Origin of the sequence: Corynebacterium faecium, from assembly GCF_027257105.1 — a bacterium.
Lineage (GTDB): Bacteria > Actinomycetota > Actinomycetes > Mycobacteriales > Mycobacteriaceae > Corynebacterium > Corynebacterium lehmanniae.
On the sequence record NZ_JAPYJX010000006.1, the window covers coordinates 153,963 to 179,968 of the forward strand.

The window sequence follows — 26,006 nt, forward strand, 5'->3', positions numbered from 1 at the left end:
TAAGTTAGGTAAGACTTGCCTGAATCACGCGCGGCGGTTTAGCGTAAGTCTATGTTCCTCGCCGCATTCCTGGTCGGCCTGCGTGAAGGCCTCGAGGCCTCGCTGATCGTCGGCATCCTGCTCGCCGGCTTGGACCGGCGCGATGCCGCCGGGGCCCGGCGCAGCCTCTGGTGGGGTGTCGGGCTCGCGGTGGTCATCTGCGTCGTCCTCGGCGCCCTGTTCACCTTCGGCCGCTACGGCTTAAGCTTCCGCGCCCAGGAGGCCATCGGCGGCACACTGTCGCTGGTTGCGGTGGCCATGATCACCGGCATGGTGCTGTCCATGTCCAACAAAGACGGCATGGTGCGCAAAGTCCTCGACGCCAAGACGGGCGACGCCGTCGCAGCCGGCGCGAGGGCGATGTTCTGGCTCGCGTTCATCACCGTCGCGCGCGAGGGTCTCGAGCTGACGCTGCTCATGTGGGGGTGGGTGGTGCAGCCGGCGGCGGTCATCGGGGCGTTCCTCGGTATCGGCGTGGCGCTGGTGATGGGCTACGCCATCTACAAGGGTGCGCTGCAGATGAACATGCGCACGTTCATGCAAGTGTCCTCGGCGTTGCTCATCGTCGTGGCCGCGGGCATCCTCGCCTACGCCATCCACGACCTTCAAGAGGCGCAGTTCTTGCCGGGGCCGTTCTCCGGCGCGCCGATCGCCCCGACACACCCGCGCACCGGGGAGGTGCTCGTGGGGTTTGCGACGTACCCGTTCTGGATGGCGTCGTTCCCCTTCGGTTGGGCATTCGATTTCGAGCACGCCATCGACCCCACGGGGCCGATCGCCACCTTGGTCAACGCGCTCACCGGGTTCGAGCCGAAGATGAGTTGGCTGCAGGTCATCGGCTGGGCCATCTACATCGCGGTCATTGTCCCAATTTTTGTCAACCACGTTCGCCGGGATCAGGGGGTGGGGCGGCCGGAGGTCGTCGATACGCACCCTGCTCTCGTAGGAAAGGAAGTCTAATGTCACACCACCGAACCCTCGCCGCCGTGGCCGCGCTGCCGCTGGCACTGACGCTCACGTCGTGCGTGGAAAACGCCGCCAACGCCGACAGCATCGAGGTCACCTCCGACGCCGACACCTGCGCCGTGAGCACCGACAGCACCGAATCCGGCGCGCGCACGTTCAAGATCAACAACACCGGCAACCAGGTGACGGAGTTTTACCTGCTCGCCAACGACGGCCTGCGCGTCATCGCCGAGCGCGAGAACATCGCCCCCGGCGAAACGGCCGACCTGACGGTCTCGCTCATGCCGGGCGACTACTTCACCGCCTGCAAGCCGGGCCTGCGCGGGCCGAACGTCGGCCAAAGCGCGTTCACGGTTACCGGCGAGGCCGTGGCCGTCGACGAGTCGGACCAGCAGCGTTTCGACGACGCCGTCGCCTCCTACGTCAACTTTGCTAAGAACGAAGTGGCCGAGTTCGTCCCCCTCGCCGAGGAGTTCGCCGCCGCCTACGCCTCCGGCGACGACGAGAAGGCGCGCGAGCTCTACCCCACCACGCGCGTGCACTACGAGCGCATCGAGCCGATCGCGGAGGCGCTGGGCATCCTCGACCCGAAGATTGACTACCGCGAGGTGGACTACATCGCAGAAGCCGATGAGCTGAAGGCGGAAGACCCCGCCTTCGACCAGTGGCGCGGCTTCCACCGCATGGAAAAGGATCTGTGGGTGCCAGAAAAGGACGCCAAGAATGCCGACGGCGCCGACGCCTGGCAGGACTGGGAACCCTCCACCCCGGCCCAGCGCACACAGGTCGCGGAGCTGTTCGTCGCCGACGTCAACCAGCTGCTTGACACGGTTAACGACCCAAACTTCGCCGAGGACCAACAGCTGACCATCGACTCGGTGTCCAACGGCGCGATCTCGCTTCTGGAGGAGGTGGCCACCACCAAGGTCACCGGCGAGGAAGACTGGTGGAGCCACACCGACCTCTACGACTTCGCGGCGAACATCCAGGGCTCACGCATCGCGTTCGACCTGGTCGCCCCCATCGCCGCGGACCGCGGGGAAAACGGCGCCAAGCTGGTCCAAGATATCAACGACCGCTACGACGACGTCGAGGAGATGCTCAAGGAGTACGGCTCGCTGGAGACCGGGTTCGTCTCCTACGACACCGTCGACGCGGCCGCGCAGGCGGAGCTGACCCGGGCGCTCGACGCGCTGCGCGAGCCGCTGTCCCAGCTCACCGGCACCGTACTGGGGCTGGGCTAATGGTCAGCCGGCGACAGCTTCTCACCCTCGGCGGCCTGGGCACCCTGGGCGCGGCCAGCGCGGCCGCCCTCGCCGGGTGCGCGAACGAGGACGGGGCGAAGAACAATGATGCGGCGGGTGGGGCCGGGGGTTCGTCGTCAAGCGAAGAGCTCATCGTGGACTTTGCCGGCGAGCACCAAGCCGGGATTATCACGCCCATGCAGAACAACCTGCACTTCGCGGCGTTCGACATTTCGGAGAAGGCGGATCGGGAGGACGTGATCGACCTGCTCGAGCGCTGGACCGCGGCGGCGCGCCGGCTCACGCTCGGCGGCGACGTCTCGGCCAAGGGCGCGTTCGGCACCGGCGATAGCTTCCCGCCGGACGACTCGGGCGAGGCGGTCGACCACGGCCCCTCCGGGCTCACGCTGACCTTCGGCTTCGGCCGCTCCTTCTTCCGCGAACAGCTGGGCACCGCCGGCAAACTCCCCGCCGAGTTCACCGAGATGCCCACGATGACCAACGACTTTTTACGCCCCGAGTTCTCCGAGGGCGACATCTGCATCCAGGCGTGCGCGAACGACCCGCAGGTGGCAAGCCACGCGATTCGCAACCTCACCCGCCTCGCCGTGCCCACCGCGACACTGCGCTGGACCCAGCTCGGCTTCGGGCGCGCGGGCGCAACCGGGACGGAGCAGCCGACACCGCGCAACCTGTTCGGCCAGAAGGACGGCACCGCCAACATCCGCGCCGACGAGGACGCGGAGTTGGCGAAGCACGTGTGGATTCCCGCCGACAGCTCGCAGCCGTGGGCCGCGGGCGGGACGTACATGACGGTGCGCCGCATCGCCATGAACATCGAGGTGTGGGACACGCTGCAGCTGCGCGAGCAGGAGCGCGTGACCGGCCGCGACAAGCCGGTCGGCGCGCCGCTGTCCGGCGGCGACGAGTTCACCGAGCCCGATTTCGATGCGGTCAACGAGCGCGGCAACCCGAAGATCGACCGCGCGTCCCACCTGTTCAACGTGCACCCGGCGCAAAACGACGGCATCCGCATGCTGCGCCGCCCCTTCAACTACGTCGACGGCACGAACGAGCAGGGCCGCATGAACGCGGGTCTGTTCTTCATCGCGTTCACGCAGACGCCGGAGCGTTTCGCGCGCGTGCACAAGTCGATGTCGCGCGACGAGATGTTCACCGAGTACCTGAAAACCACCAACACCGGCACCTACCTCATCGTGCCGGGCGTGGGAGACGAGGGCTACATCGGCGAAGGCATGTTTGCTTAACGACGTCTACAGCGGGCGGCCCATGTCGGTGCGCGAAATCTCCACGGCTTTACGGATCACCTCGGCCAGCGCGGCCTCGACGCGCACCCGCGACTCGTCGGATTCGAGCAGGTCCTTGCGCACCTCGAACATGACGGCCAGCACGGCGGTGTTCTTGTCGTAGTCCACCGGCACGTACGCCCCGGCGAACGGGGTGTTGCGCTCGACGTTGAAGCCGGCGGCGGTGAAGGTGCGGTCGGCTTCGTCGGCAAGCACGGCGGGTGTGTGCACAGAGTGAGTACCGATGCACACATCCGGGAGGAGTTTGCCGGGGTGGATGCGGTATTCGTCGGGCTGGTTGTTGTAGGAGTGCACGTCCACGATCACCGCGCAGCCACAGTCTTGGATGCGGCCGGAGACCAGCTTGGACACCGCATCGGCGTACGGGAAGTAGTACTCGGCCTTCAGGTCGGCGACGTCCATGTCCAAAGGCCGCAGCGGGTTGCCGTCGCCGAGTTTGAGGAAGATGGCGCCGCGTCCAGTCGAGTCCATGGATTCGCGTTCGTTGGAAAACCGCCCCGGGTCGGCGACCAGGCGGGAGAGGTTGTTCACGATCATCCACGGCGCGCAGCCGGATTGCTCGGCGGCGGCCGCGGCGAGGGTGTCGGTGTGGTCGTCGGTGACGCGGTCGAGCTCGCGCGCAATTTGGTCGTCGGTGGCGATGAAATCAGCGGCAACCTCGGCCGGGATTTCGCGCGACGCGTGCGGCACGTGCACGATCACTGGGCAGTCAGTGCTTCCTTCGTGGATGGTGAAGTTCATAGTTCCGCAGGATATAGCGCTCAGGGGCTTCTTGCTTCTCGACGGCACCTTCGGCCTCGAACGCCTCCAACCAACTTTCCATGGGGAAGGTCCCCCATTTGTCGTGGAACCGGTTGGCGTTGGCGACGATGTCCTCGATGTGCTCCCACGGCGGCGAGGACACGGGGTGCCACTGGTGGTAGGCGTGGGCCCCGCCGACCCAGATCAGCGGGATGCGGTGGCGCTGGAGCTCGCGGGCGAAGTCGGTGTCTTCCCCGCCGTAGCCTTCAAACGTGGGGTCGAAGCCGCCGAAGTCGTGCTCGATGCGCGCCCACGTCTTCGCGGTAAGGGCGAAGGAGAGGGACCAGAACAGGTTGTAGTTGTCGGCGTCGACGAGCTCGCCGTCGGCTGGGTTGGGTCGGGCGGGGTGCGGGTCGGGGTCGGTGACGCGCAGCTCGCCTGGCTTCATGTAGGTCACCGGGCCGGCGGCGACAGCGTCGGGGCGTCGCGTAAGCGCCGCGACGTAGCGCGGGACCAGCGCGTCGGAGGCCAGGCAGTCCGCGTCCAGGAACACGAGCACCTCGGCGCCGCGTTCGATGGCCACCTGCGCGCCCAGGTTGCGGGCGGCAGCGAGATTCCGCGGTCCTGCCACCACGTGGCTTTTCGGCACCGCCTTGGCCAGCACGTCCGCATCGGCGAGCGCGACGGTGACGTGGTCGACGCCCATCGGCATGAGGTTGACCTGGTGGGTCAGGTGGTCGCGCCGGTTCGCGTCGGCGAGCGTGATCACGCAGGTCGCCGGCTGGCCGGGGTCCTCTGCCACGCCGGCGATGACCTCGGCGGCCCGGCGCGCCGCGCCGTCTGCCTGCCAGCGCGCCCAGTCGGTGTCGCGGCGGCGCAGCAGTTCGGGCCATTCTTCTGCGGCGGGGAAGGCGTTTCGGACCGTCGCTAGGCCTTCGAGTGCTTTCGCGCCCGCCTTTTGTTCGGTGAAGGGGCGCGGCTGCGGCAGGATCACCGCCGGGGTGTCGGTGGCTGCCAGGTCCGCCACGGAGTTCTGCCCGCCGGCGGTCACGGCGATGCCTGCGGACTGCAGCAGCTCCGTCGGGTCGTCGACGTGGTTGTCGCCGCCCAAAAAGGTGAACCGGTACTCGGGGCAGGCTGCCTGCACCGCCTCCCAATCGGCCGGCGACCACGTCGAGCCGCCCAGACCCGCCATCACCACCACGTGGTTCGGGTCGCGCTTCACACCCTCGCGCGGGCTAAGCCGCGAGATCCCGCCGACGGCGTGCAGCCGGTCGGCGTGCGCGCGCAGGTGGTCGGGCACCTCGACCCAGTCCGGCCACGCCGCCACGATCGCGTCGGCTTGGGCGTAGGCGAGCTGGTGCGGGGCGTCGCCGCGGTAGCCCGGCATCGCGTGCACCACCACCGGCACACCCATCAGCCGCACGAACGCGGCGACCTCGTTGGACACGTCCACGTAGAACGCCTCGGGCTGGTTCTCGGCCACCCAGTCGGCGATCTGCGCGAACCTCGATGCGATCTGCGGCGCCCCGTACGGCGCGTAGTGCAGCGTGCCCCCGGCGGTCATCGCGCGGCCGGAGCGCAGTTCGCGTGGGCCGGCGCTGGCGTCGTCGAGAAGTGCAACGTCCCCGCCTGCCGAGGAGAGGATCTGCGCCTCGCGGCCCATCGCGCGCAGTTCGCGCTGGATGGCGCGGCAGCGGTGCAGGTGCCCGGAGCCGTGGTGGTGGGCGTAGATCCCGATCATTTTCCTACCTTTCCAAACGCCGCCACCTGGCGGAAGATGTCGGTGTAGTGCTTCGCGGTTTGGGAAAGCGAATGCCTCTCGACGACCCAACGGCGCACCACGTCCCTCTCAATCCCACGCGCCTGGTCGATCGCGGCGGCGAGCGCGTCGACGTCGTCGGCAGGTGCCAGGGCGGCCGGGGCGTCGCGCAGCAGCTCGCCCATGCCGCCGCGGCGAAACGCCGCAACGGGGGTTCCGCACGCCATCGCCTCGAACGCGACGAGCCCGAACGGTTCCTCCCACCGCGGGCTGACCACCGCGACGCTGCACCCGGCGACCAGGCGCCGCAGTTCCGCGTGGGAGAGCTCGCCGATCCACTGCGCGTCGTGCCCGAGGCGCGGCTCGATTTCGTCGCGGAAGTAGTGGTGGTCGCCGTTGCGACCCGCCAAGACGAGGGGGATGCCGGCTTTGCTGCAGGCGTCGATAGCCAGATGCGCGCCCTTTTCCGGCACGAGGCGGCCGAACCACACCGCGGTGCCGCCGCCGTCGCCGGGGCGCCAGAGGTCCACGTTGACGCCGTTGGGGATGATCACCGGCTCACTGGGCAGGCGCCAGTCGCGCGCGGTGGTGCGGCTGACGGCGGCGAAACGCCCGGCGCGCAGGCCAGCGGCCGTGATGGCGGCCTGGATCTCCTCGACCATCGGGGTGTGCAGCGTGGTCAGCATCGGCAGCGGCTCCGGCGACGCGGCCGAGGGGAAGATGTATGGGTTGAGGCTGTTGTTGTGCACCACGTCGTAGCCGCGCGCGACCAGCAGGCGGCGCAGCTGCACAAACGCGGCGTTCTCCCGCTCGCGCCCGCCTTCCGGGTAGGTGGTGTCGGTGGCCTCGGCGGCGTGGGAGCCCCAGTCCACCCCGGGCAGCTCGAGTGTTTTGTCGTTGCCGTCGGAGCCTTCTGCGGCGAAGAAGTCCACGTCGTGGCCGAGGTCGCGAAGAGCTGCGACCATGGTGTGGCAAAACGCCTCCAGCCCGCCGGCGTACGGCTCGCGCACGGGGTAGCGCGCGGGCCCGACCAGCGCGATGCGCAGTTTGCCGGTGCGCGCGGCGTGCGGCGCGGGTTTCGCGGCAACGGTCACTCGCTCACCACTTTCCTGTAGATCTCCTCGTGCGCGCGGCGCACCTCGTCCAGCTGCCGCGCGCGGTCGCCGGCGTACGGCACCGGCCCGCGCGCGAGCAGCCGCGCCGCAGCCTCGCCGGCCGCGCGCCCGTCGCCGGTGCGGTACATCTCCACCGCCTCCGGGGTGTCGGCCTGCCCGGCGTAGCACCCGCAGTCCGGCACCGCCACGGGAACACCCAGGTCGCGGCACATTTCCAGCCACCCCGAGTGTGTCCCGCGCGTGTACGGCAAAATGCACACTCCGGCGCGGCCGACGGCGGCGTGCAGCTCGTCGTCAGTCATGGGCTCGTGCACCACAGTGCCTATCGACGAAAGCTCCGCTCCCCCATGCACATACACATCCAACGGCACCTGCGCCGCGATATCGCGGTAGAACTGCGCGTCCGACACCACGTTGGAGCGCACCGACTTCAAAAACACCGCCGCGCGATCCCCCGGCTCCACCTTCACCGGGTTCTCGACGATCCGCGGGTGCGGCACCACCCGCACGTCCGTCGCGCCGAAGTCGCGGGTAAGAATCTCGGCGGCTTGGTCGGTGAGGGTGATGAGGGCGGATGCTTCGTCGATAAGCAATTGCAACCGCTCGTGGTGCTCGGTCTGATCGACGAGGTGCGGGTTGTCCAAGTCGTGGACGGTGAGCACCAGCGGCACCGGCAGCGCGCGGCAAAGCTCCGCGATCTGCGCGGGCGTGCGGTGCTCGAAGCCGAAGTGGATGTGCACCAGGTCCACGGCGGGCGGGTCACGCCAAAACTCGGCCTCGAAGGCGGGGTGCGGCCACCAGTTGCCGTCGATGTCCGGGTCCGGCAAGAACTCCACGCCAGCAGGGCGGATAGCCTGCGTGTACGGGTGGCCGGAGGGGATAGACAGAACGCGCACCCCACTAATATAAAGGTTTTCGCATACGGTGTTGGCATGCCGTTGCTCGTCGTCGTTGGGAACTGCCAGGCGGAGTCCACCCGCAAGCTTTTAATGTCCACCGGACACTTCACCGGCGAGCGCATCGCCCCAGTCCACGAGCTTGAAGCGGCGGACATGGGGTGGTTTTTGGATCTGGTGGCCCGCGCCGACGTGCTGGTGACGCAGCCGATCCGCGACAACTACCGCGGCCTGCCCGTGGGCACCCGGCAGCTGCAAACGTCGGCGCGGCGCGTGGTTGTGCCGGTGCTGCGTTTCGACGGGCTCATGCCGTACCAGGCCATCATCCGCGACCCGGATGATCCGTCGTTGAACCCGCCGGTAGTGCCGTACCACGACCTGCGCACCTTGGCCGCGGCGGCGGGGTATGCGGGGGCCGCTGCGCCGTCGCCGGATGCGTTGCGCCGCGCCGCCGCCATGTCCGTCGAGCAGATGCGGCTGCGCGAGCAGGCCCACGGCGCGGTTGTGGTGTCGGACTACCTGGAGACCACCCCGGTGTGGCACACCGTCAACCACCCCGACAACGCGACGCTGGCGTTCATGGCGTCGCGCGTGCTGGAGGCGCTGGGGCTTTCCGACGCGCCCGTGGCCCCCGACTACGAAATGCTCGGCGGGCTGGATGCGCCTATCGACGCCGCGGCCGCCGACGCCCTCGGCGTTTCCGTCGCAGGCCGCGAGGAGTGGCGCGAGCGTGGCGCCGGGGCCATCGACGCCGACGAGATCCGCGCCGCGCAGCTGGAGTTCTACCGTGAGCGTCCGGCGCTGGTCGCTCATGGGTTGCAGCGCCACGCGGAGCGCATTGCGAATCTAGGGTTGGTGCAATGAAACATCTCATCGTCGGCCCCGCGGGCCACGGGGTGACCGAGTACGCCCTCGGGCTCGCCCGCGCGACGGGCGCCGAGGTCATCCGGGAGGAGACGTTCGGCGACGCGCCGCTGAATGGCCCCGTCCACGTCACGTTCACCGACCACCTCTTCGGCGACACGGCCGAGCGCCTTTTGGCGCGCATCGACGGCCCGCTGTCCGTGAGCCTGCACGACATCCCCCAGCCCGAGGAGGGCGCCGAGCGCTACGCACGTCGCGCCGGGGTCTACCGCGAGCTCGTGGAGAAGGCGGACGTCGCGGTGGTGAACTCCAACCACGAAGCCTCGTTTTTCGACGCCGCGACAACCGTGATCCGCCTGCCCATCCCGGTCATCGACTCGCCCTTCGACCCCGAGCCGGGCAGCGTCGGCGTGCTGGGCTTTCTCTACCCCGGCAAGGGCCACGAGGACCTCATCGAGGCACTCCCGGACCACCGCCTGCGCTTCCTCGGCGCGGTCTCAACCGGCCACGAAAAATGGGCCGAAAACCTCGACGCCGAAATCACGGGCTGGCTTTCCGACGCCCAACTCGCCCGCGAAATTGGCCGCATCGCGGTGCCGGTGTGCCCGCACCGCCACTTCTCTGCCTCCGGTTCACTCATGGCGTGGCTGGGCGCGGGCCGGACCGTGCTGGTGCGCGACTCCGCCTACGCCCGCGAGATCGACGCGTGGCTGCCCGGGCGCGTGACGCTGGTGGCTGACGGGGGCTGGCGGGAGGCCGTCGCAAAGCATGTGCCTGAGCAGCTCGAACCGCCGCGCTACGGGTGGGCCGAGGTCGCCGAATTGTGGGAGGAAACATGGCGTTTAGCTGGCCTGATGTGAGCGTGGTCATCCCGCACTACAACGACGCGGAAGCGCTCGAGCGGGTCGTCGCGGCGGTGCGCGCGCAAGACTACGCGGGCGAGGTGGAGATCGTCGTGGCCGACGACGGCTCCGCCGAACCACCCGCGATCGAGGGCGCGCGCGTGGTGTGGCAGGAGGACAAGGGCTTCAGGGCGGCCGCGGCGCGCAACCTCGGCGCGGACGCGGCGCGCGGCGAGGTGCTCGCGTTTCTCGACGCCGACACCGTGCCCGAGCCCGGCTACCTCTCCGCGGTGGTGCCGCACGTCGTGGGCGATGCGCGGGCGGTGGTCGTCGGCGCGCGCCGCACCGGCGCCGATGATAAAGAGCCGCAATGGCTTATCGACGCCTGGTCCGCCACCGCCAACCTCCGCAACACCGACCACAGCTCCTGGCGCTACATCATCTCGGCGGTGCTGACGTGCTCGCGCGAGTTCTTCGACGAGGTCGGCGGCTTCGACGGCACGCTCGTCGGCTACGGCGGCGAAGACTGGGAGTTCGGCTTCCGCGCCTGGAACGCGGGCGCGAGCTTCGTGCACGAGCCGGCGGCCGTCGCGCACCACGCGGAGGAGGACTTTGGGCAGCGTTACGACGACCCGGCCGTCGCCACCGCCGTCAAAAACGCCGAATCGCTCGCCCTGGCCCGGCGCGTGACCCACCCGTTGGCGCGGCCGGACGGGGTCATCTTCGACACCTTCGACATGCAGGTGGAGGTCCCGGAGCTCGACGGCGAGGGGGTGCGCGACTTCGTCATCGCGGAGTGGCTGAAGGTCGGCGCGTACGTGCGCGTCGCGGAGGTGCCGGCGCTGTTCGCGCACGACCCGCGGGTGGGCACGGCGGAGGTCGACGCGCGGGTGAGCATCGCCGTCGGCGCGGGCTGGGCGCCGCAGGATATGGGCGCGCTTTTGGCGGTGGAGTACGTGCTCTCCCCCGACGGCACGGTGGTGCGCACGAAGCGCGCCGCCGCGCTGGAAATGGAGCCGGCCACCGCGCACCCCGAAGACTTCGGGCTCACGCCGGTGGCAGGCCCGCTGCAGCTGGAGCGCTACTTCGCGGGCTGGTGACGCAGCTTACGGAAGCTCGGGCGCGACGCCGGTGCGCTCGTACTCGGCGAGGATGTCGATGCGGCGCTGGTGGCGTTCCTCTTCGCTCCACGGCTGGGACACGAAGGCGTCGACAATTGCGAGCGCCTCTTCCTCGGTGTGCATGCGGCCGCCGATGCCGATGAGCTGCGCGTTGTTGTGCTCGCGGGCGAGCTTCGCGGTCTCTTCAGACCACGCCAAGGCGCAGCGCGCGCCCTTGACCTTGTTTGCGGCGATCTGCTCGCCGTTGCCGGAGCCGCCGAGCACGATGCCCAGCGAACCCGGGTCAGCCACCACGGCCTCAGCCGCGGCGATGCAGAACGCCGGGTAGTCGTCCAAAGCGTCGTACTCGTGGGCGCCGCAGTCGGTCACCTCGTGACCCTGGGCCTCAAGGTGGGCCTTGATCTGGTTCTTGCGCTCGAATCCGGCGTGGTCTGCTCCAAGGTAAATACGCATGGCGTTTAGCGTACCTGGGGCATCTCCGTGCGGGTGCGCTTGAGTTCGAAGAAGTACGGGAACTCCGCCAACCCAACCGCGTGGTCGAACAACTTGCCGGCCTCTTCGCCTTCCGGCACGCGGGTGATCACGGGGCCGAAGAACGCGTTGTCGCCGAGCTTGACCACCGGGGTGCCCACGTCGTCGCCGACGGCATCCATGGCGGTGGCGTGGAAGCCGCGCAGCAAATCGTCGCAGTCGGACGTGTTGGCCACCTCAACGAAATTTTCCGGCAGGCCCACCTCCGCCAGCGCCTTCGCGATGATCTCGTCGTAGGCGCCGTCGCCCTTCTTGCCGCCCTCGCCGCCGGCGTGGATCATCGTGCCCATCGTGGTGTACAGCTCGTCGACCTTCTCGGGCTGCTCCTCCTTGACCTTCGCGAACACGCGCGCCGGGCCCCAGTTCGCTTCCATCATGGCTGCGTAGTCTTCGGGGATGTCGCGGCCGTCGTTAAGCACTGCGAGCGACATGGGCACCCACTCGACCTCGATGTCGCGGACCTTCTCCACCTCTTTGATCCAGCGGGAGGTCTGCCATGCGAACGGGCAGGATACGTCAAACCAAAATTTCACTTGTTCCGTCATGGCGCCCACGATAGCGCGTGTAGGCTGCGGCAGATGAAGACAAATTTGACTCGCAAGGACGCGCAGACACGCGCCGAACTGATTTCCAACGTCCGCTACGACATCGCCGTGGACATCACGGACGCCGACGAGTTCACCACGGTGAGCACCGTCCATTTTGATTCGAAGGCGGGCACCACCCACTTCGACCTGGTTGCTGCCGGGTTCGAGGCCACCCTCGACGGCGAGGAGACGGGCCGGGAGCTTTCGCTTAGCGACGGCGCCCACACGCTGACCGTCACCTCCCACGACGCGTACAACCGCACCGGCGAGGGCCTGCACAAGTTCACCGACCCGGTGGACGGCAAGGACTACCTGTACACCCAGTTCGAGCCTGCGATGGCGATGAAGGTGTTCGCCGGCTTCGACCAGCCGGACCTGAAGGCCACCTACACCGTCAGCGTGAAAGCCCCGGAGCGCTACACCGTGATCCTCAACGAGGCGGTCACCCGCACCGACAACGGCGACGGCACCGCGACGTGGACCACCGAGATCGACTACCCGCTGTCGACCTACCTCATCGCGATCTGCGCCGGCGAGTTTGAGCGCATCTCCGACACCTACGACGCCGGCGACGGCCGCACCATCGAGCTCGGCCTGTACGCCCGCGCGTCCCTGATCCCGCACATGGATTCGGAGCGCCTGTTCCGCCAGACCAAGGATGGCTTCGACTTCTACCACGCCAACTTCGGCCGCACCTACCCGTTCGGCGACAAGTACGACCAGGTGTTCTGCCCGGAGTACAACATGGGCGCGATGGAGCACGTCGGCTGCGTGACGTACCGCGACGAGTACATCTTCACCTCCGAGCCCACCCCGTACCGCCTGGAGCGCCGCAACGACACCATCCTGCACGAGATGGCGCACATGTGGTTCGGCGATTTGGTCACGATGCAGTGGTGGGACGACCTGTGGCTCAACGAATCCTTCGCCACTTGGTCGGCGGCCACCGCGCAGACCGCGATCGGCGAGTACGCGGACGCGTGGACCACGTTCGCGTCCGTGGAGAAGGCGTGGGCGTACCAGCAGGACCAGTTGCCGTCGACGCACCCGATTGCCGCGGACGCCCCGGACATCGAGACCGCGGAGCAGAACTTCGACGGCATCACCTACGCCAAGGGTGCGTCCGTGTTGAAGCAGCTGCAGGCGTATGTGGGCTACGAGGAGTTTTTCGCGGGCGTGCGTAAGCACTTCGACAACCACGCCTACTCCAACGCCACCTTCGACGACCTGCTCGGCGCGCTCGAGGAGGCGTCGGGCCGCGACCTGTCTAGCTGGGCCGAGCAGTGGCTGCGCACCACGGGCCCGTCGACGCTGCGCCCGGAGATCGGCGAGCGCTTCGCGGTGCTGCAGGAGGATCCGCGCCCGCACCGTGTGCGCGTGGGGCTCTACAAGCTTATAGACGGCTCCGTTTCCCGCGTCAAGCAGATCGAGACCGACATCGACGGCGAACGCACCGAGATCCCCGAGCTGGCCGGCATCGAGCACGACCTGGCGATCGTCAACGACGACGATCTGACCTACGCCAAGATGCGCCTGACCCCCGAGCACCAGAAGTTCGCGCTCGAGCACATCGGCGAGATCGAGGATTCGCTGGCGCGCACCTTGATCTGGTCGTCGCTGTGGGAGTCGGTGCGCGACGGCGAGCTGGCCGCCCGCGAGTTTGTGAAGCTGGTCGCCGCCCACGCCGCCGCCGAGACGCACCCGAGCGTGCAGGAGCGTCTGCTCGCCCAGGCCACGCAGGCGGTGCGCCAGTACGTCGACCCCGCCTGGGAGGGCGAGGGCATGGACCTGCTCAACGCCGCCTTCCGCGGCGCGGAGCCGGCCGCCATCTTCGACCGCGCCCTGGCCCGCCTGACGCCGACCGAGGAGACGATCGCGTACTTCAAGGAGCTGCTGGAGCGCTCCGACAACCAGGAGGTGCGCTGGCTGGCGATTACCAACCTCATCGCCGCCGGCGCCCTGCCGCTGGAGGCGGCGGAGAAGGAGCAGGACAACACGTCGGAGGGCGCGATTTCGCGGCTGCGGGCGAGAGCTGTCGTCGATAAGCGATGGGCTTGGAACAAGCTCGTCGAAGACGACCTGACCAACCTCGAAGCCCGCTACCTCATGGACGGGCTGACGTTCACCTACGACGGGCTCGAGGGGCTGACCGACGAGTACTTCCGCGCCGCGCCCGCGCTGTGGGAGCGGCTGACCAACGAGATGGCGCAGCGCACCCTCGAGGGCATGTACCCGCGCTGGGACGTCACCGCCGGCGCGGTTGAGAAGGCGAACGCCCTACTCAACGGCGACGCGCCGGCCGGGCTGAAGCGCGTCATCGCCGAGGGGCAGGACCGCATCGCGCGAGCGGTGCGCAACCGCGAGGTCGACGCTACAGCTGAGTAAGCGCCTGCTCGAGGTCGGCGATCAAGTCGGCCTCCTCCTCGATGCCCACCGAGATGCGCACGAGCTCGCCCGGCACCTCCAGCGCGGAACCGGCGACGGAGACGTGCGTCATGGTGGCGGGGTGCTCGAGCAGGCTCTCCACGCCGCCGAGGGACTCCGCCAGGCAGAACAGCTTGGTGGACTTGCAGAACGTCTTCGCCTGCTCGGTGGTCTGGAACAGCACGGAGACCATGCCGCCGAAGCGGGTCATCTGCTTTTTCGCGGTTTCGTGGCCCGGGTGGGTCTCCAGGCCCGGGTAGCACACGCGGGCGACTTGCGGCTGGGCGTCGAGAAACTTTGCGACGGCCTCCGCATTGTCGCAATGCTTGTCCATGCGCACGGAAAGCGTCTTCAGGCCGCGGCCGGTGAGGTACGTGTCGAACGGGGACGGGTTCGCGCCGACCCAGCCGAAGAAGAAGCGCAGCTGCTCGTGGAAGCCGGGGACGCGGGAATCGTCGCCGCAGACGATGCCGCCGACCACGTCGGAGTGGCCGCCGATGTACTTCGTGGTGGAGTGCACCACCACGTCCGCGCCGAGGTCGAACGGCTTTTGCAGGTACGGCGAGGCGAAGGTGTTGTCCACCACCAGCGTGGCCTGCTTTTTCACGGCGGCGATGGCTTCGATGTCCACGATGTCCAGCATCGGGTTCGTCGGCGTTTCCACCCAGATGGCCTTGGTGTTGTCCTTCACGGCCGCGGCGACCTCTTCCGGGTTGGTCATGTCCACCACGGTGTTTTCCACGCCCCACTGCGTGAACACTTGCTGGATCAGGCGGTAGGTGCCGCCGTAGGCGTCGTTGGACACGACGATGTGGTCGCCGGGTTTGAGCAGGATGCGCAGGATGACGTCGATAGCTGCCATGCCCGAGGAGTAGGCCACGGCGTACTCGGCGCCCTCCAGCGCGGCGACGGCCTTTTCCAGCGCGGTGACGGTGGGGTTGCCCACGCGGGTGTACTCGTAGCCGCCGCGCAGCTCCGCCAGCCCGTCCTGGGCGAACGTGGTGGAGGCGTAGATCGGCGTGTTGATCGGCCCGTACAGGCTGTCGGGTTCGTATCCGGCGTGAATGGCGTCGGTAGCAAATCCAGTCATGCCCACAGACAGTAGACCAAGCGGTTCATTCCGCGGGCATTTTTATGCACTAGACTCGCTCCCGATGAAAGCGCAAACAGATACTGCAGAAAAGGTCGACGAGGCCGTCGACGGCGTCACCAACTGGTGGAACGACCCAGCCACCCACGAACTCGTGGTGGAACGCCCCCTGAAAATCCTGCTGATCATCGTGGTCGCGCTGGTGCTGAGCTGGCTGGCGCGCAAGGTGATCAACCGCGCCACCCGTCACGGCATCGAGCGCACCCCGTTCATCGCCCCCACCGCCGAAGACACCCCGCAGTACCGGGCGCAGGAGGCCCGCCGCCAGCAGCGCATGAAGACGCTGGGCAACGTGGGCCGGTCCGTCGCCGCGATTGTGATTTGGACGTGGGCGATCCTCGCCGTGCTGGATCAGCTGGGGGTGAACGTCGCACCCCTGATCGCGTCCGCCGGTGTGGTCGGCGTGGCCATCGGTTTTGGTGCGCAGTCGCTGGTGAAGGATTTCTTCTCCGGCATGTTCATCCTCATTGAGAACCAGTTCGGCGTGGGCGACACAATCCAGGTCGGCGACATTGTCGGCGAGGTGGAGGAGATGTCGCTGCGCATCACTACGCTGCGCGACATCGACGGCGCGCTGTGGCACATCCGTAACGGCGATATCGAGCAGGTGGGCAACCACTCGGCGCGTTTTTCCACGGCGCGTCTGCAGATCCCGGTGTCGGTTATGGCGAATCCGGACAAGGTTTCGCGCGTCATCGAGGACACCGCCGTCGCCGCGTGCCAGGATCCGGAGATCCGCGATGTGGTCATGGGCACGCCGACGATGCTGGGTCCCAGCGAGTTCAACCCGACCTACGTGTCGTTCCGTTTGAGCGTGACCACGATGCCGGGCGAGCAGTGGGGCGTGGCCCGCCACCTGAACCACCGCATCCTCGCGGCGTTGCACGAACAGGACGTGGTGCTCACGGCGATGGATTCTGTGCTTGTAGAGATGAAGGAGAGCAATGGAGATCGGCCCTAAGCAGGAGCAGACGCTTTACGACGCCGTCGGTGGCGACGCGTTCTTCCACCGCCTCGTCGAAGGCTTTTACACGCAGGTCAAGAAGGACGACCTCATCGGCCCGATGTACCCGGACCAGGATTGGGACGGCGCGCAGGACCGCCTGCGCTGGTTTTTGGTGCAGTACTGGGGCGGCCCGCGCACCTTCCAGGAAAAACGCGGCAACCCGATGCTGCGCAAGCGCCACTTGCCCTTCGCCATCGGCGAGGCGGAGGCGGACCGCTGGTTGGAGCTCATGGGCAATTCCATGGAGCAATTTACTGACGACGAGCTGCCGCCCGCCTACCGCGCCCAAATGTGGAACCACATGCAGCGCGTGGCCTACATGATGATCAACCAGGGCCCGCGCGCGTACTAAAACAGCAAATTCGGGCGGGTGCTGCGGTAGACGGAGCCGAACGGCGCGTCCAGGCGCACCCAGCTGCCGGAGGTGGCTACGCGCAGGTGGCGCGGGATCTCGGCGGGGGCCTCGAAGCCGGGGATGAGCCCGAGCGAGGTGCAGGCGAAGATCATCCGCATGGGGATCTCCACCGGGTTGTTGCTGTCGGCGTCGGCGGTGAGCACGGTGCCGTCGAGAAGCGAGCGCGGTGGGCCGGCCGGGCCGGAGAACTGGCGGGCCAGGTTGCGGCCCTCGTCGGCCAGGCGGCGGGCGACGCCGATGGGGACTTCCTCGCGGGCGATGAAGCCGCTGGCCGGCGGCAGGGCCCCGGGCCAGGCGGCGTCGCGGGCGGGGCCGACCTCGGTCGCCCCGGACTTCAACGCGTCGAGCATGGCGCGAGCGCTGACGGTGGCGCCGGGGTCGGTGGTGGAGCCGGAGGTGCGTCGAGAAGCAATGGCATCAAACGGCGTGGTCACGAACACGTCGAGTCGGCCCTCGCCCACCTTTTGGATGCGCGCACTCGCCTGGGCGTCCAGCGCGAGCGCACGCGAAAGCAGCGCGGTGAGCCCGCGCGCGCCGCGCTCGATGCGAACCTCGACCATTTAGGCCCCGGCCGTCTTGGACAGGATGCCGATCTCCTTCTGCGTGATCTCGCGCGGCGAGGTCGTGGTGGTATCCACCGTGACCTGCACGCACTCGACCACGCAGCAGACCTTGCCCTGCGCATCCTTGATTTCCTGGCGGGTGGTGAACGACGTGTTGCCCACGTTGGATACCTGCGTCTCCACTGTCACCTCGGTGGTGTTGGGCAGGATCGGGCGGACGTAATCCACCTCGAGGCGGCGCACGAACACCACGAACTCGTGGCCCTGGGAGAAGAAGAACTCCTGGGCGAACGCCAAGCGCGCCTCCTGGGCGAGCTCGATGTAGGCGGAGTTGGTCACGTGCCCGTAGCGGTCGAAGTCGCTCCAGCGCACCGGGATGGTGTGGACGTGGATTTCAGCCATGGGGTACTCCTAACGGGTGAGCTTGCGGTGGGTGACGCGCGACGGCTTCGCGGCTTCCTCGCCGAGGCGCTCGACCTTGTTGGCCTCATAGTCGCCGAAGTTGCCCTCGAACCAGAACCACTTGCCCTCTTCCACGTTGCCCTCCCAGGCCAGGATGTGGGTGCAGGTGCGGTCCAGGAACCAACGGTCGTGCGAGATCACCACGGCGCAGCCCGGGAAGGCCTGCAGCGCGTTTTCCAGCGAGCCAAGCGTCTCGACGTCCAGGTCGTTGGTCGGCTCATCCAGCAGGATCAGGTTGCCGCCCTGCTTCAGCGTCAGCGCCAGGTTGAGGCGGTTGCGCTCGCCGCCGGAGAGCACCTTGGACGGCTTCTGCTGGTCCGGGCCTTTGAAGCCGAAGGCGGACAGGTAGGCGCGCGACGGCATTTCGTTCTGGCCGACGTGGATGTAGTCCAGGCCGTCGGAGACGACCTCCCAGACGGTTTGCTCGGGGTCGATGTTCTCGCGGTTCTGGTCCACGTACGAGATCTTGACGGTCTCGCCAACCTCCACGGAGCCGGAGTCGGCCTCCTCCAGGCCCACGATGGTCTTGAACAGCGTGGACTTACCCACACCGTTGGGGCCGATCACGCCGACGATGCCGTTGCGCGGCAGGGTGAACGACAGGTCCTTGATCAGCACGCGGCCGTCGAAGCCCTTGTTCAGGTTCTCCACCTCGACGACCTTGTTGCCCAGGCGCGGCGGGGTGGGGATCTGGATTTCCTCGAAGTCGAGCTTTCGGTACTGCTCGGCCTCTGCCGCCATCTCCTCGTAGCGCTCCAGGCGGGCCTTGTTCTTGGCCTGGCGGGCCTTCGGCGAGGAGCGGACCCAGTCCAGCTCCTTCTTCAGGCGCTTCTGCAGCTTCTGGTCTTTCTTGCCGGCGACTTCGAGGCGCTCGGCCTTCTTCTCCAGGTAGGTGGAGTAGTTGCCCTCGTAGGGGTAGAGCTTGCCGCGGTCGACCTCGCAGATCCACTCGGCGACGTTGTCGAGGAAGTAACGGTCGTGGGTAATCGCCAGCACGGCACCGGGGTAGGTCTGCAGGTGCTTCTCCAGCCACAGGACACTCTCGGCGTCGAGGTGGTTGGTCGGCTCGTCGAGGAGCAAAAGGTCCGGCTCGCTCAGCAGCAGTTTCGCAAGTGCTACTCGACGGCGCTCGCCACCGGACAGGTTGGTCACCGGTGCGTCGGAAGGCGGGCAGCGCAGTGCCTCCATGGCCTGCTCGATCTTGGAGTCGATCTCCCACGCGTCGGCCGCGTCGAGCTCTTCCTGCAGCTTGCCCATTTCTTCCATGAGCTCGTCGGAGTAGTTCGTCGCCATCTCCTCGGCGATTTCCTCGAAGCGCTGCTTCTTCTCAAACAGTTCGCCGAGGCCTTCCTCGACGTTGCCGCGCACGGTCTTTTCTTCGTTCAGCGGCGGCTCCTGTAGCAGGATGCCCACGGACGCGCCCGGCTGGAGGAACGCCTCGCCGTTGTTCGGCTGGTCGATGCCGGCCATGATCTTGAGCAGCGACGACTTACCGGCGCCGTTCGGGCCCACGACGCCGATTTTGGCGCCCGGGTAAAACGCCATGGTGACGTTGTCCAGGATGACCTTCTCGCCGATGGCTCGGCGGACGTTTTTCATCGTGTAGATGAACTCAGCCACTACGAATCCCCTTTGTTAGTGCGGAGGTAAATACCGCACTTAGGGTACATGACGCACACGCGCGCCCCACCGCTTCCAAGGCGCGTTAGAAGCGGCGGGGCGAAGGCTGCAAAAACTAGAACGGGGCGCCGCCGGTTGCGGCGAGCTCCTCCCCTGCTCTGTCTGTGTCGGCGTCGGTGTCGGTGCGGGTGACCCCGTCGACGTCCTCGGCGCTGACGCGGCGCTCCTCCACCTCCGGCGTGTCCGAGAAGCTGCCCCAGCCGCTCTTGGGCTCGGCGTTTTCGGCATCTTCGCCGTTGAGCTTCTTGTTCAGCGCCTTGGCGTCCATCGCCTTGGGCATCTCGTGGCCGTCGAGGGTGTTGCCGGAGACGGACGTGCGCACCGAGTTGACCTGGTAGCGCGCAAGATCGAACGCGACGTGGCGGGCCTTGAGGGTGGTCTTGGAGCGCAGCGCCACCTCGCCCTTTTCGTCTTTGCCTTCCCAGTACTCGTGGACCAGCTTGCCGATGACAATCACCGGGAAACCCTTGCGCAGCGACGCGCCAGCGTTGACCGCGAGCTGGCCCCAGCACTCGACGTCGACGTAGAACTGGTTGTAGTCGCGCCAGACGTCGTCGCCGTTGTCGTTCTTTTCCTTCTTCACGTCCGAGGTGGCCACGCGGAAGCGCAGCACGGCGTTGCCCGAGTTGAAGGTTTTGAAGTACGGCTCGGCGATCAGGTTGCCGAGCAGCGTGTAGTCGATGTTGGCCATTTTCAAGGCCCCTTTCTGCATGCGTGCGGATGGTGTGCGGTTGCGGGGGCGGGGAGCTCGTCGATAAGCAATTGCCCCCTGCGCGAGCAGAGTCGCACGAAACGCAAGCCGGAAAAAGGGGTCGGCGAAATTGTGGATAACTTAACCTGAGAAATTCACAATCCGCAGCTAGCGGCCATGAATTTGAGAAAGCATCTCGTTGTAGCGGCGCCACTCCTCGTCGTCGGACTCCTCCGCGCGACGGTCCGACTCGGCCGTTTCCGCCTTATCCTCGCGCCACCAACGCATGAACAGCTCGCCGAAGACGATCACCAGCGGGAAGGAGCCGGACGCCCACGCGATGCCGCCGCCATCCTTCTGCACGGCCAAAAGGTCCGGGTTCCACGGCAGCTCCAGCGAGCGGTAGAACTCCTCGCCCATCACGGAGCCGAGCTGCATGAGGTAGACGCCCATGAACAGGTGGAACGGCATGGATACCCACAGCCACAGCAGGCGCACCTTCGCGGTGGGGCGGCCCTCGATCTCGTCGGGGCCGATGAGCTCCCAGAAGTAGAGGTAGCCGGAGATGAGGAACGCGGCGTTCATGATGACGTGGCCGGCGTGCTCGGAGATCATGAGCTCGTAGAACGGCTGGATGACGTACATGGCGTAGAAGACCACCAAGAACTGGATGGTGGACACCGGCGAGAACGTCACCGCGCGCAGGAACTTGGAACGCTGGAAGCTTTCCGCCCACAGGCGCGGGTTGAACTCGCCGGCCGGGTACGCCTGACGCACGAGTGTCAGCGGCGCGCCGAGCACCAGGAACACCGGCACGCCCATGGACAGGATCATGTGCACTGTCATGTGCGCGGAGTAGGAGGCGGGCATGTGCATGCCCATGCCGGAGCTCAGCGTGACGACGACCATCGCGCAGCCGGCCAGCCACCACAGCGTGCGCGCGACCGGCCAGCCGTCCACCCGGCGGACCAGGTGCAGGTAGTACGCCGCCAGCAGGATCGCAATGACGCTGAACAGCAGCTCCGGGCGCCAGGTAGTGATCCAGTTGGTCCAGGTCAGCGGCTCGGTGAGGTTGTATCCCATCTGGATCTGCATGCGCGTCAGGTTCGGATCCAGCGGCGGCGGGGGCGGGGTGCGGCCGAGCGTGACGGCCAGGCCGGAGATCGCCGCCATGACGAGCACCTCGCCCGCGGCGAGGCGGGTGAACGCGCGCGGTTGGGTTTCCAGCTGCGGGATGGTGCGCTCGCGGTGCACGTAGCCGATCATGCCGAGGACGACGATGCCGACAGTCTTGATGATCAGCACCCAGCCGTAGCTGTACTGCGTGAGGTCCTCCAGGCGCACCCGCACCAGCGCGTTGACCACGCCGGAGACGGCCATGGCCAGGATGGAAAACAGCGCGATGCGGGAGTAGCGCTGGGTGGCGGCGGTGAGGCCGGGGCCTCGTCGTAAAGCATGTGCGACAAGCGCCATCAGCCCGCCCACCCAGAGCAGCATGGCCACGAGGTGCCAGATCAGCGAGTTGGTGCCGAAGTCGTGCGCGCCGCCGGTGGCCGAGTGGCCCGTCAGCGCGATCGGCATGACCACCACGATCGCGCCGACGAACAGCCAGACCTGGGACCACCAGCTGGACGCCGCGTAGCCGAACGCCGCCACGATGGCGGCGAAGACGGCGACGATGAGCCACACGCGCGCGTCCGCCACCTGGTCCAGCGCCTGCGACCACGCGGCCGCCTCGAAGAGGACGGTTTTCAGAGGTTGGCCGGAGACGTCCGAAAGCACCAGCGGGATCATGACCAGCCCGATCAGCGCGATGCCCGCGCTGGCGTGGGCGCCGGTGCGCGAGGCGAGGTGGCCGTCGACCGTCAGGCGTGCGCCGTTGAGATCTTGTTGGGTCTGCTTCGGCGGGATGAGGAAGGCCGAGAGCAAAAACGAACCCGTGGCCAGCGCCATGAGCAGCCACGCGACGCCACGCAGCGCCGGCAGCCCGACCGTGGTGGCCGCGCCCGGATCCGGGATGCCCAGTTCCGCGAGCGAGCCGCCCGAGAACGCCTCCCCCACCGCGCCGGCGACAACAGCCGCGATGGCGAACGCGGCCAAATACAGCGGCCAAGCGGGGGCGACAGTGCGGGTGCGCGCGGGTGCAGTCATGCCGCATACCCTACTTTCGCGTGTGCCTGAGCCATAACTACAATCAGCCGGTGTTGCCCCCATAGCTCAGTGGATTAGAGCATCCGGTTTCTACCCGGCTGGTCGCGGGTTCGAATCCTGCTGGGGGCGCAAATTTCCGCCCTGAGCAGGCACTTTACTGAGCGTGGCGACGCGCTACGGCCAAAACTTAACGTGTAGGCCCAAAAAGCCCCCTCCGCCGGCACAGCGGAGGGGGCCGATCACATCCCGGCGGACACTAACGGTTACCACTGGGCAGCATGACCAACGAACCGCGCAGATTCACATAGCGTGCGCCCGACGGGGCGCTCAATATCGTGGGTAGATAGCCCACTGCAATAAGTAGACGAAAACCATGGGTAGCCCGCAGAGACAGGCAATCACGTAAATGGTCCTGACCGTGTCGGCGGAGGTTCCGTATGTTTCGGCTACTCCAGCACAGACCCCTGCTATGAGCTTGCCCCCCTCGACTTTGTGCCATTTTTCTCGCTGGGACATTATGAACATCCTTACTCAAACGTTTGCGTTCACAACGATTCCGTGACGGTGTGCTCGGGTTGCATCGTAGCCCAGCTTTACCACTGCGGCGCTCCACTTCCGAGGCCCGTGCGAAAGCGCGAGCTTTCGTTCTTTTCGCCTGTTCAGAGGGGGTTTTCGGCGTGGTGTCCGGGTTTGCGCATACAGTCGGCGGGGCAGATTTCCCCTACCCCAAGGAGACCCTAAACCATGACTGACCCGAAGAACTCCCCAGTCAACGAAGACAGCATTGAGAACCTGTCCGACCCGGACGCCGACACGTCCGTGCAGGAGACCGGCGAGGACAACGACTTTGAAGCGGACGGCCGCGACTAGGCACGTCCAGCGAAAACCGGCCCCGCGTTTGTAGCGGCGGCCGGTTTTTGTACGAATCGCCCGCGCCAAATCCTGACCTGGGGGTTTGCAGGCTGAAAATTGGCGGAATTGTCGATTCGTGCACAACCCTCCCAGAGCGCCGCACCGTTTTGAAACGCCTGTCCCACCATGTGGCACATTCGTCCGCACACTGATATTTATTTCCCACACAGTGGAATGAAAGGACGGGCGATGACCACCAGCGTCGAACACCACCCCACTCCCCAACCAGCGGCACCCGCCGCGCTCCGGGAGACCACCCCGGAGGAGCGCCGCCGCGTCAAACTCGCGTCCACCATCGGCACGACGATCGAGTTTTACGACTTCTACGCCTACGCCACCGCCGCCGTGGCAGTCTTCCCGTTCCTGTTCTTCCCCAAGTCGGAGTCCAGCACGGTTGCACTTTTGTCCTCATTTGCCACGTTCGGCCTGGCGTTTATCGCCCGCCCACTCGGCTCGGTGCTGTTCGGCCACTTCGGCGACAAGGTCGGCCGCAAGGCCACCCTCGTCGGCGCGCTGCTGACCATGGGCATCGCCACCTTCGTCATTGGCCTTTTGCCCACCTACGCGCAGGCCGGCATCTGGGCCCCGGCGCTGTTGGCCCTAATGCGCTTCTGCCAGGGCCTGGGCCTGGGCGGCGAATGGTCCGGCGCGGCGCTGTTGTCCACAGAAACGGCAGCTAAGGGACGCCGCGCGTGGGCCGGCATGTGGCCCCAACTCGGCGCACCGTTCGGATTCCTGCTGGCCAACGGCCTGTTCCTGATCCTGGTGACAGTGCTGGGCCACACGTCCGGCGACTTCGAGGGCGCGTTCATGGCATGGGGTTGGCGCGTGCCGTTCCTGCTGTCCATCGTGATGGTCATCATCGGGCTGTGGGTGCGCCTGCAGGTTGAGGAGACCCCGGTGTTCCAGCAGGTGGAGCAAAACGACCAGAAGGCCGCCTCCCCGCTGGCCGAGGTGTTCAAGACCGCCTGGAAGCCGCTGATCCAGGGCACGTTCATCATGGTCGGCTGCTACACGCTGTTCTACATCGTGACCACCTGGTTCCTCTCCTACGGCATCGGCTCCGCCGAGGAGGGCGTGGGCCTGGGCATCGCCTACCCGACGTTTTTGAAGCTGCAGCTGGTGTGCATCTTCGGCTTCATGCTGGGCATCCCGGTCGCGGCGCACCTGGCCGACACCTACGGACGACGCCCGACGCTGGGCCTGACGTCCGTGGCCATCATCGTCTACGGCCTGTGCTTCAAGTGGCTGCTCAACCCGGAGACGTTCACGATGGTCTCCCTGGGCATCTTCCTTTTCATCGGCATGATCCTGATGGGCTTCATCTTCGGCCCGATGTCCGCAATCCTGCCGGAGCTGTTCCCCTCCAACGTGCGCTACACCGGCTCGGGCATCGCCTACAACGTATCCTCCATCCTCGGTGCTGCGATCGCCCCGTTCATCGCCACGGCGCTGAGCTCCAACTACGGCCCGAAGGCGGTGGGCTACTACCTGGTGGTCGTCACCGCGATCTCGTTGGTGGCCATCCTCACCGCACCTGAGACCAAGGACCAGGAGATGCACGAAATCTAACGCGTCGTACAAAACCTGAACTCGGGCGGCTTCGGCCGCCCGTTTTTCACGCCACCACCCCGTCAAACGCCCCCCTGAGTTCAGGTTTTCACCGAGGCCACCAAACGCGCATATATCCCCTCCGAAAACTCTTGCTTTCCACTCCGGAAAGTGACACACTTGCAGACATGGAAAGCAACGCACCGCAGCCCAACCCACCGCAAACGCAGATCTCCCGCGAAGAAGCCCGCGCCGCCCTCGAGCAGATCGACGGCATCGAGCAAGAAACCCAGCGCAAACACACCCCGGCGTGGGCCTACGCCATCCTCGGCACCAGTTTCGGCGTCACGATCGCCGGCACGATCATCGGCTGGAAGTACTGGTGGGTGCTGTTCCTGCTCATCGTCATCGCCTGCATCGCGCTCGCGATCTGGGACAACAACCGCAACGTGCGCCCGAGCATGAAGCAGCCGATCCAGGAAGACCCGAAGACAAACTGGGCCGCCGCACTTGCTCCAATGCTCGTCTTTCCGCTGACCTGGTTGGTCCCCGAGGGCAGCGTGGTCGGCGGGGTCATCGCCGGCGTAATCACGGCGGTCATATTCACGGCCGTCATGATCCACGAAAGCAGGAACCGATGAACGCCCCGGCCATCGACCCCGTCATTCACCCCCTGGCCAGGTTGAAGATTTGTGCGGCGCTGTACGGGGCGGGAGCCGTCGAGAAGCAAACGTCCCGGCACGAGATGCGCTTCAGCTCGCTGCGAGAGAAAACTGACCTGTCGGATTCGGCCCTGTCGAAGCAGCTGGCCACGCTGGAGGAGCACGGCTACGTCACGCGCTTCCGCGAGTACGGCTCCACCCGCGCAAAGGACACGGTGTGGGTCACGCTCACTGCAACCGGCGCGGAGGCCTTTGAAAACCACACGGCCGCGTTGCGCGAGATCGCTGGCGGGTAGATTCGTC

The 26,006-nt window shown here is 66.8% G+C and carries 26 protein-coding genes and 1 tRNA gene; 14 read left to right on the forward strand and 13 right to left on the reverse strand.

Annotated features, from left to right (window positions below; translation table 11 throughout):
• Positions 1-51: 51 nt before the first annotated feature.
• Genes O5O53_RS08235 through O5O53_RS08245 form a run of 3 tightly spaced genes read left to right on the forward strand, consistent with a single transcriptional unit; the run spans position 52 to position 3,517 of the window.
• On the forward strand, positions 52-999 hold the full coding sequence (locus tag O5O53_RS08235) for an FTR1 family iron permease (protein ID WP_269511225.1): 948 nt from the start codon (positions 52-54) through the stop codon (positions 997-999).
• Complete coding sequence (gene efeO / locus O5O53_RS08240) at positions 999-2,249, forward strand: iron uptake system protein EfeO (protein ID WP_239306215.1); 1,251 nt, start codon at positions 999-1,001, stop codon at positions 2,247-2,249. The genes O5O53_RS08235 and efeO overlap by 1 nt, the downstream gene beginning before the upstream one ends.
• Positions 2,249-3,517, forward strand: coding sequence for a Dyp-type peroxidase (locus O5O53_RS08245; protein ID WP_239306214.1), 1,269 nt, complete (start codon positions 2,249-2,251; stop codon positions 3,515-3,517). Before efeO ends, O5O53_RS08245 begins: the two co-directional genes overlap by 1 nt.
• A 6-nt stretch (positions 3,518-3,523) precedes the next feature.
• On the opposite strand, the gene O5O53_RS08250 is transcribed toward O5O53_RS08245, so the two are convergent.
• The 4 genes from O5O53_RS08250 to O5O53_RS08265 are packed head-to-tail and all read right to left on the reverse strand — an operon-like array spanning position 3,524 to position 8,091.
• Entirely contained in the window at positions 3,524-4,318 is a 795-nt protein-coding gene (locus O5O53_RS08250; protein WP_269511228.1) for an N-formylglutamate amidohydrolase, read from the reverse strand.
• Positions 4,287-6,062 carry a glycosyltransferase gene (locus O5O53_RS08255; protein WP_269511231.1) on the reverse strand — a complete coding sequence of 592 codons (1,776 nt, stop codon included), beginning with the start codon at positions 6,060-6,062 and terminating at the stop codon, positions 4,287-4,289. The genes O5O53_RS08250 and O5O53_RS08255 overlap by 32 nt, the downstream gene beginning before the upstream one ends.
• Complete coding sequence (locus tag O5O53_RS08260) at positions 6,059-7,174, reverse strand: glycosyltransferase (protein ID WP_269511234.1); 1,116 nt, start codon at positions 7,172-7,174, stop codon at positions 6,059-6,061. Before O5O53_RS08260 ends, O5O53_RS08255 begins: the two co-directional genes overlap by 4 nt.
• Entirely contained in the window at positions 7,171-8,091 is a 921-nt protein-coding gene (locus O5O53_RS08265) for a glycosyltransferase family 4 protein (RefSeq protein WP_269511237.1), read from the reverse strand. The genes O5O53_RS08260 and O5O53_RS08265 overlap by 4 nt, the downstream gene beginning before the upstream one ends.
• Positions 8,092-8,127: 36 nt before the next feature.
• Here O5O53_RS08265 and O5O53_RS08270 point away from each other — a divergent pair, with 36 nt between their 5' ends.
• The 3 genes from O5O53_RS08270 to O5O53_RS08280 are packed head-to-tail and all read left to right on the forward strand — an operon-like array spanning position 8,128 to position 10,897.
• Positions 8,128-8,955, forward strand: a complete 828-nt coding sequence (locus tag O5O53_RS08270; protein WP_269511240.1) for a WcbI family polysaccharide biosynthesis putative acetyltransferase — start codon at positions 8,128-8,130, stop codon at positions 8,953-8,955.
• Positions 8,952-9,815: a glycosyltransferase family protein gene (locus tag O5O53_RS08275; protein WP_269511242.1), complete on the forward strand. Its 864-nt coding sequence runs from the start codon at positions 8,952-8,954 to the stop codon at positions 9,813-9,815. The genes O5O53_RS08270 and O5O53_RS08275 overlap by 4 nt, the downstream gene beginning before the upstream one ends.
• Positions 9,791-10,897 carry a glycosyltransferase family 2 protein gene (locus O5O53_RS08280; protein WP_269511244.1) on the forward strand — a complete coding sequence of 369 codons (1,107 nt, stop codon included), beginning with the start codon at positions 9,791-9,793 and terminating at the stop codon, positions 10,895-10,897. The genes O5O53_RS08275 and O5O53_RS08280 overlap by 25 nt, the downstream gene beginning before the upstream one ends.
• Positions 10,898-10,903: 6 nt before the next feature.
• Here O5O53_RS08280 and O5O53_RS08285 read toward each other — a convergent pair whose 3' ends face one another.
• Both O5O53_RS08285 and O5O53_RS08290 read right to left on the reverse strand, forming a co-directional pair.
• A complete protein-coding gene (locus O5O53_RS08285) occupies positions 10,904-11,371 on the reverse strand; it encodes a ribose-5-phosphate isomerase (RefSeq protein WP_239306206.1) in 468 nt (155 codons plus the stop codon).
• 5 nt (positions 11,372-11,376) lie between these two features.
• On the reverse strand, positions 11,377-11,994 hold the full coding sequence (locus O5O53_RS08290; RefSeq protein WP_269511246.1) for a mycothiol-dependent nitroreductase Rv2466c family protein: 618 nt from the start codon (positions 11,992-11,994) through the stop codon (positions 11,377-11,379).
• Positions 11,995-12,027: 33 nt separating this feature from the next.
• Between O5O53_RS08290 and pepN the strand changes: the two genes are divergently transcribed.
• Positions 12,028-14,421 (forward strand): aminopeptidase N, encoded by a 2,394-nt coding sequence (gene pepN, locus O5O53_RS08295; protein ID WP_269511248.1) that lies wholly within the window; start codon positions 12,028-12,030, stop codon positions 14,419-14,421.
• Here pepN and O5O53_RS08300 read toward each other — a convergent pair.
• The gene (locus tag O5O53_RS08300; protein ID WP_269511250.1) at positions 14,408-15,550 is read right to left on the reverse strand and encodes a cystathionine gamma-synthase; all 1,143 of its coding nucleotides are present in this window, start codon (positions 15,548-15,550) and stop codon (positions 14,408-14,410) included. The genes pepN and O5O53_RS08300 overlap by 14 nt on opposite strands.
• Positions 15,551-15,614: 64 nt before the next feature.
• Between O5O53_RS08300 and O5O53_RS08305 the strand changes: the two genes are divergently transcribed.
• Both O5O53_RS08305 and O5O53_RS08310 read left to right on the forward strand, forming a co-directional pair.
• Positions 15,615-16,571, forward strand: coding sequence for a mechanosensitive ion channel family protein (locus tag O5O53_RS08305; RefSeq protein WP_269511251.1), 957 nt, complete (start codon positions 15,615-15,617; stop codon positions 16,569-16,571).
• The gene (locus O5O53_RS08310) at positions 16,555-16,968 is read left to right on the forward strand and encodes a globin (RefSeq protein ID WP_181888961.1); all 414 of its coding nucleotides are present in this window, start codon (positions 16,555-16,557) and stop codon (positions 16,966-16,968) included. Before O5O53_RS08305 ends, O5O53_RS08310 begins: the two co-directional genes overlap by 17 nt.
• Here the strand turns inward: O5O53_RS08310 and O5O53_RS08315 are convergent.
• The 5 genes from O5O53_RS08315 to O5O53_RS08335 all read right to left on the reverse strand — a co-directional run bounded on the left by O5O53_RS08315 (position 16,965) and on the right by O5O53_RS08335 (position 22,578).
• Positions 16,965-17,591: a DUF8185 domain-containing protein gene (locus tag O5O53_RS08315; protein ID WP_269511253.1), complete on the reverse strand. Its 627-nt coding sequence runs from the start codon at positions 17,589-17,591 to the stop codon at positions 16,965-16,967. The two genes, O5O53_RS08310 and O5O53_RS08315, sit on opposite strands and share 4 nt — an antisense overlap.
• Positions 17,592-17,996 carry an acyl-CoA thioesterase gene (locus tag O5O53_RS08320; protein ID WP_269511255.1) on the reverse strand — a complete coding sequence of 135 codons (405 nt, stop codon included), beginning with the start codon at positions 17,994-17,996 and terminating at the stop codon, positions 17,592-17,594.
• A 9-nt stretch (positions 17,997-18,005) separates the two neighbouring features.
• Positions 18,006-19,676, reverse strand: coding sequence for an energy-dependent translational throttle protein EttA (gene ettA / locus O5O53_RS08325; protein ID WP_269511257.1), 1,671 nt, complete (start codon positions 19,674-19,676; stop codon positions 18,006-18,008).
• A 115-nt stretch (positions 19,677-19,791) separates the two neighbouring features.
• Entirely contained in the window at positions 19,792-20,427 is a 636-nt protein-coding gene (locus tag O5O53_RS08330; RefSeq protein WP_269511259.1) for a single-stranded DNA-binding protein, read from the reverse strand.
• Positions 20,428-20,595: 168 nt separating this feature from the next.
• A complete protein-coding gene (locus O5O53_RS08335; protein ID WP_269511261.1) occupies positions 20,596-22,578 on the reverse strand; it encodes a bifunctional copper resistance protein CopD/cytochrome c oxidase assembly protein in 1,983 nt (660 codons plus the stop codon).
• Positions 22,579-22,633: 55 nt separating this feature from the next.
• On the opposite strand from O5O53_RS08335, the gene O5O53_RS08340 reads away from it, so the two are divergent.
• A tRNA-Arg gene (locus O5O53_RS08340) sits at positions 22,634-22,707 on the forward strand.
• A gap of 198 nt (positions 22,708-22,905) precedes the next feature.
• On the opposite strand, the gene O5O53_RS08345 is transcribed toward O5O53_RS08340, so the two are convergent.
• A complete protein-coding gene (locus tag O5O53_RS08345) occupies positions 22,906-23,103 on the reverse strand; it encodes a PspC domain-containing protein (RefSeq protein WP_367616733.1) in 198 nt (65 codons plus the stop codon).
• A gap of 219 nt (positions 23,104-23,322) precedes the next feature.
• Here O5O53_RS08345 and O5O53_RS08350 point away from each other — a divergent pair, with 219 nt between their 5' ends.
• The 4 genes from O5O53_RS08350 to O5O53_RS08365 all read left to right on the forward strand — a co-directional run bounded on the left by O5O53_RS08350 (position 23,323) and on the right by O5O53_RS08365 (position 25,999).
• A complete protein-coding gene (locus O5O53_RS08350; protein ID WP_267465814.1) occupies positions 23,323-23,448 on the forward strand; it encodes a hypothetical protein in 126 nt (41 codons plus the stop codon).
• A gap of 231 nt (positions 23,449-23,679) precedes the next feature.
• Entirely contained in the window at positions 23,680-25,062 is a 1,383-nt protein-coding gene (locus O5O53_RS08355) for an MFS transporter (RefSeq protein ID WP_269511263.1), read from the forward strand.
• A gap of 167 nt (positions 25,063-25,229) precedes the next feature.
• Positions 25,230-25,682: a hypothetical protein gene (locus O5O53_RS08360; protein WP_269511265.1), complete on the forward strand. Its 453-nt coding sequence runs from the start codon at positions 25,230-25,232 to the stop codon at positions 25,680-25,682.
• Positions 25,679-25,999 carry a transcriptional regulator gene (locus O5O53_RS08365; RefSeq protein WP_269511267.1) on the forward strand — a complete coding sequence of 107 codons (321 nt, stop codon included), beginning with the start codon at positions 25,679-25,681 and terminating at the stop codon, positions 25,997-25,999. Before O5O53_RS08360 ends, O5O53_RS08365 begins: the two co-directional genes overlap by 4 nt.
• Positions 26,000-26,006 lie beyond the last annotated feature (7 nt).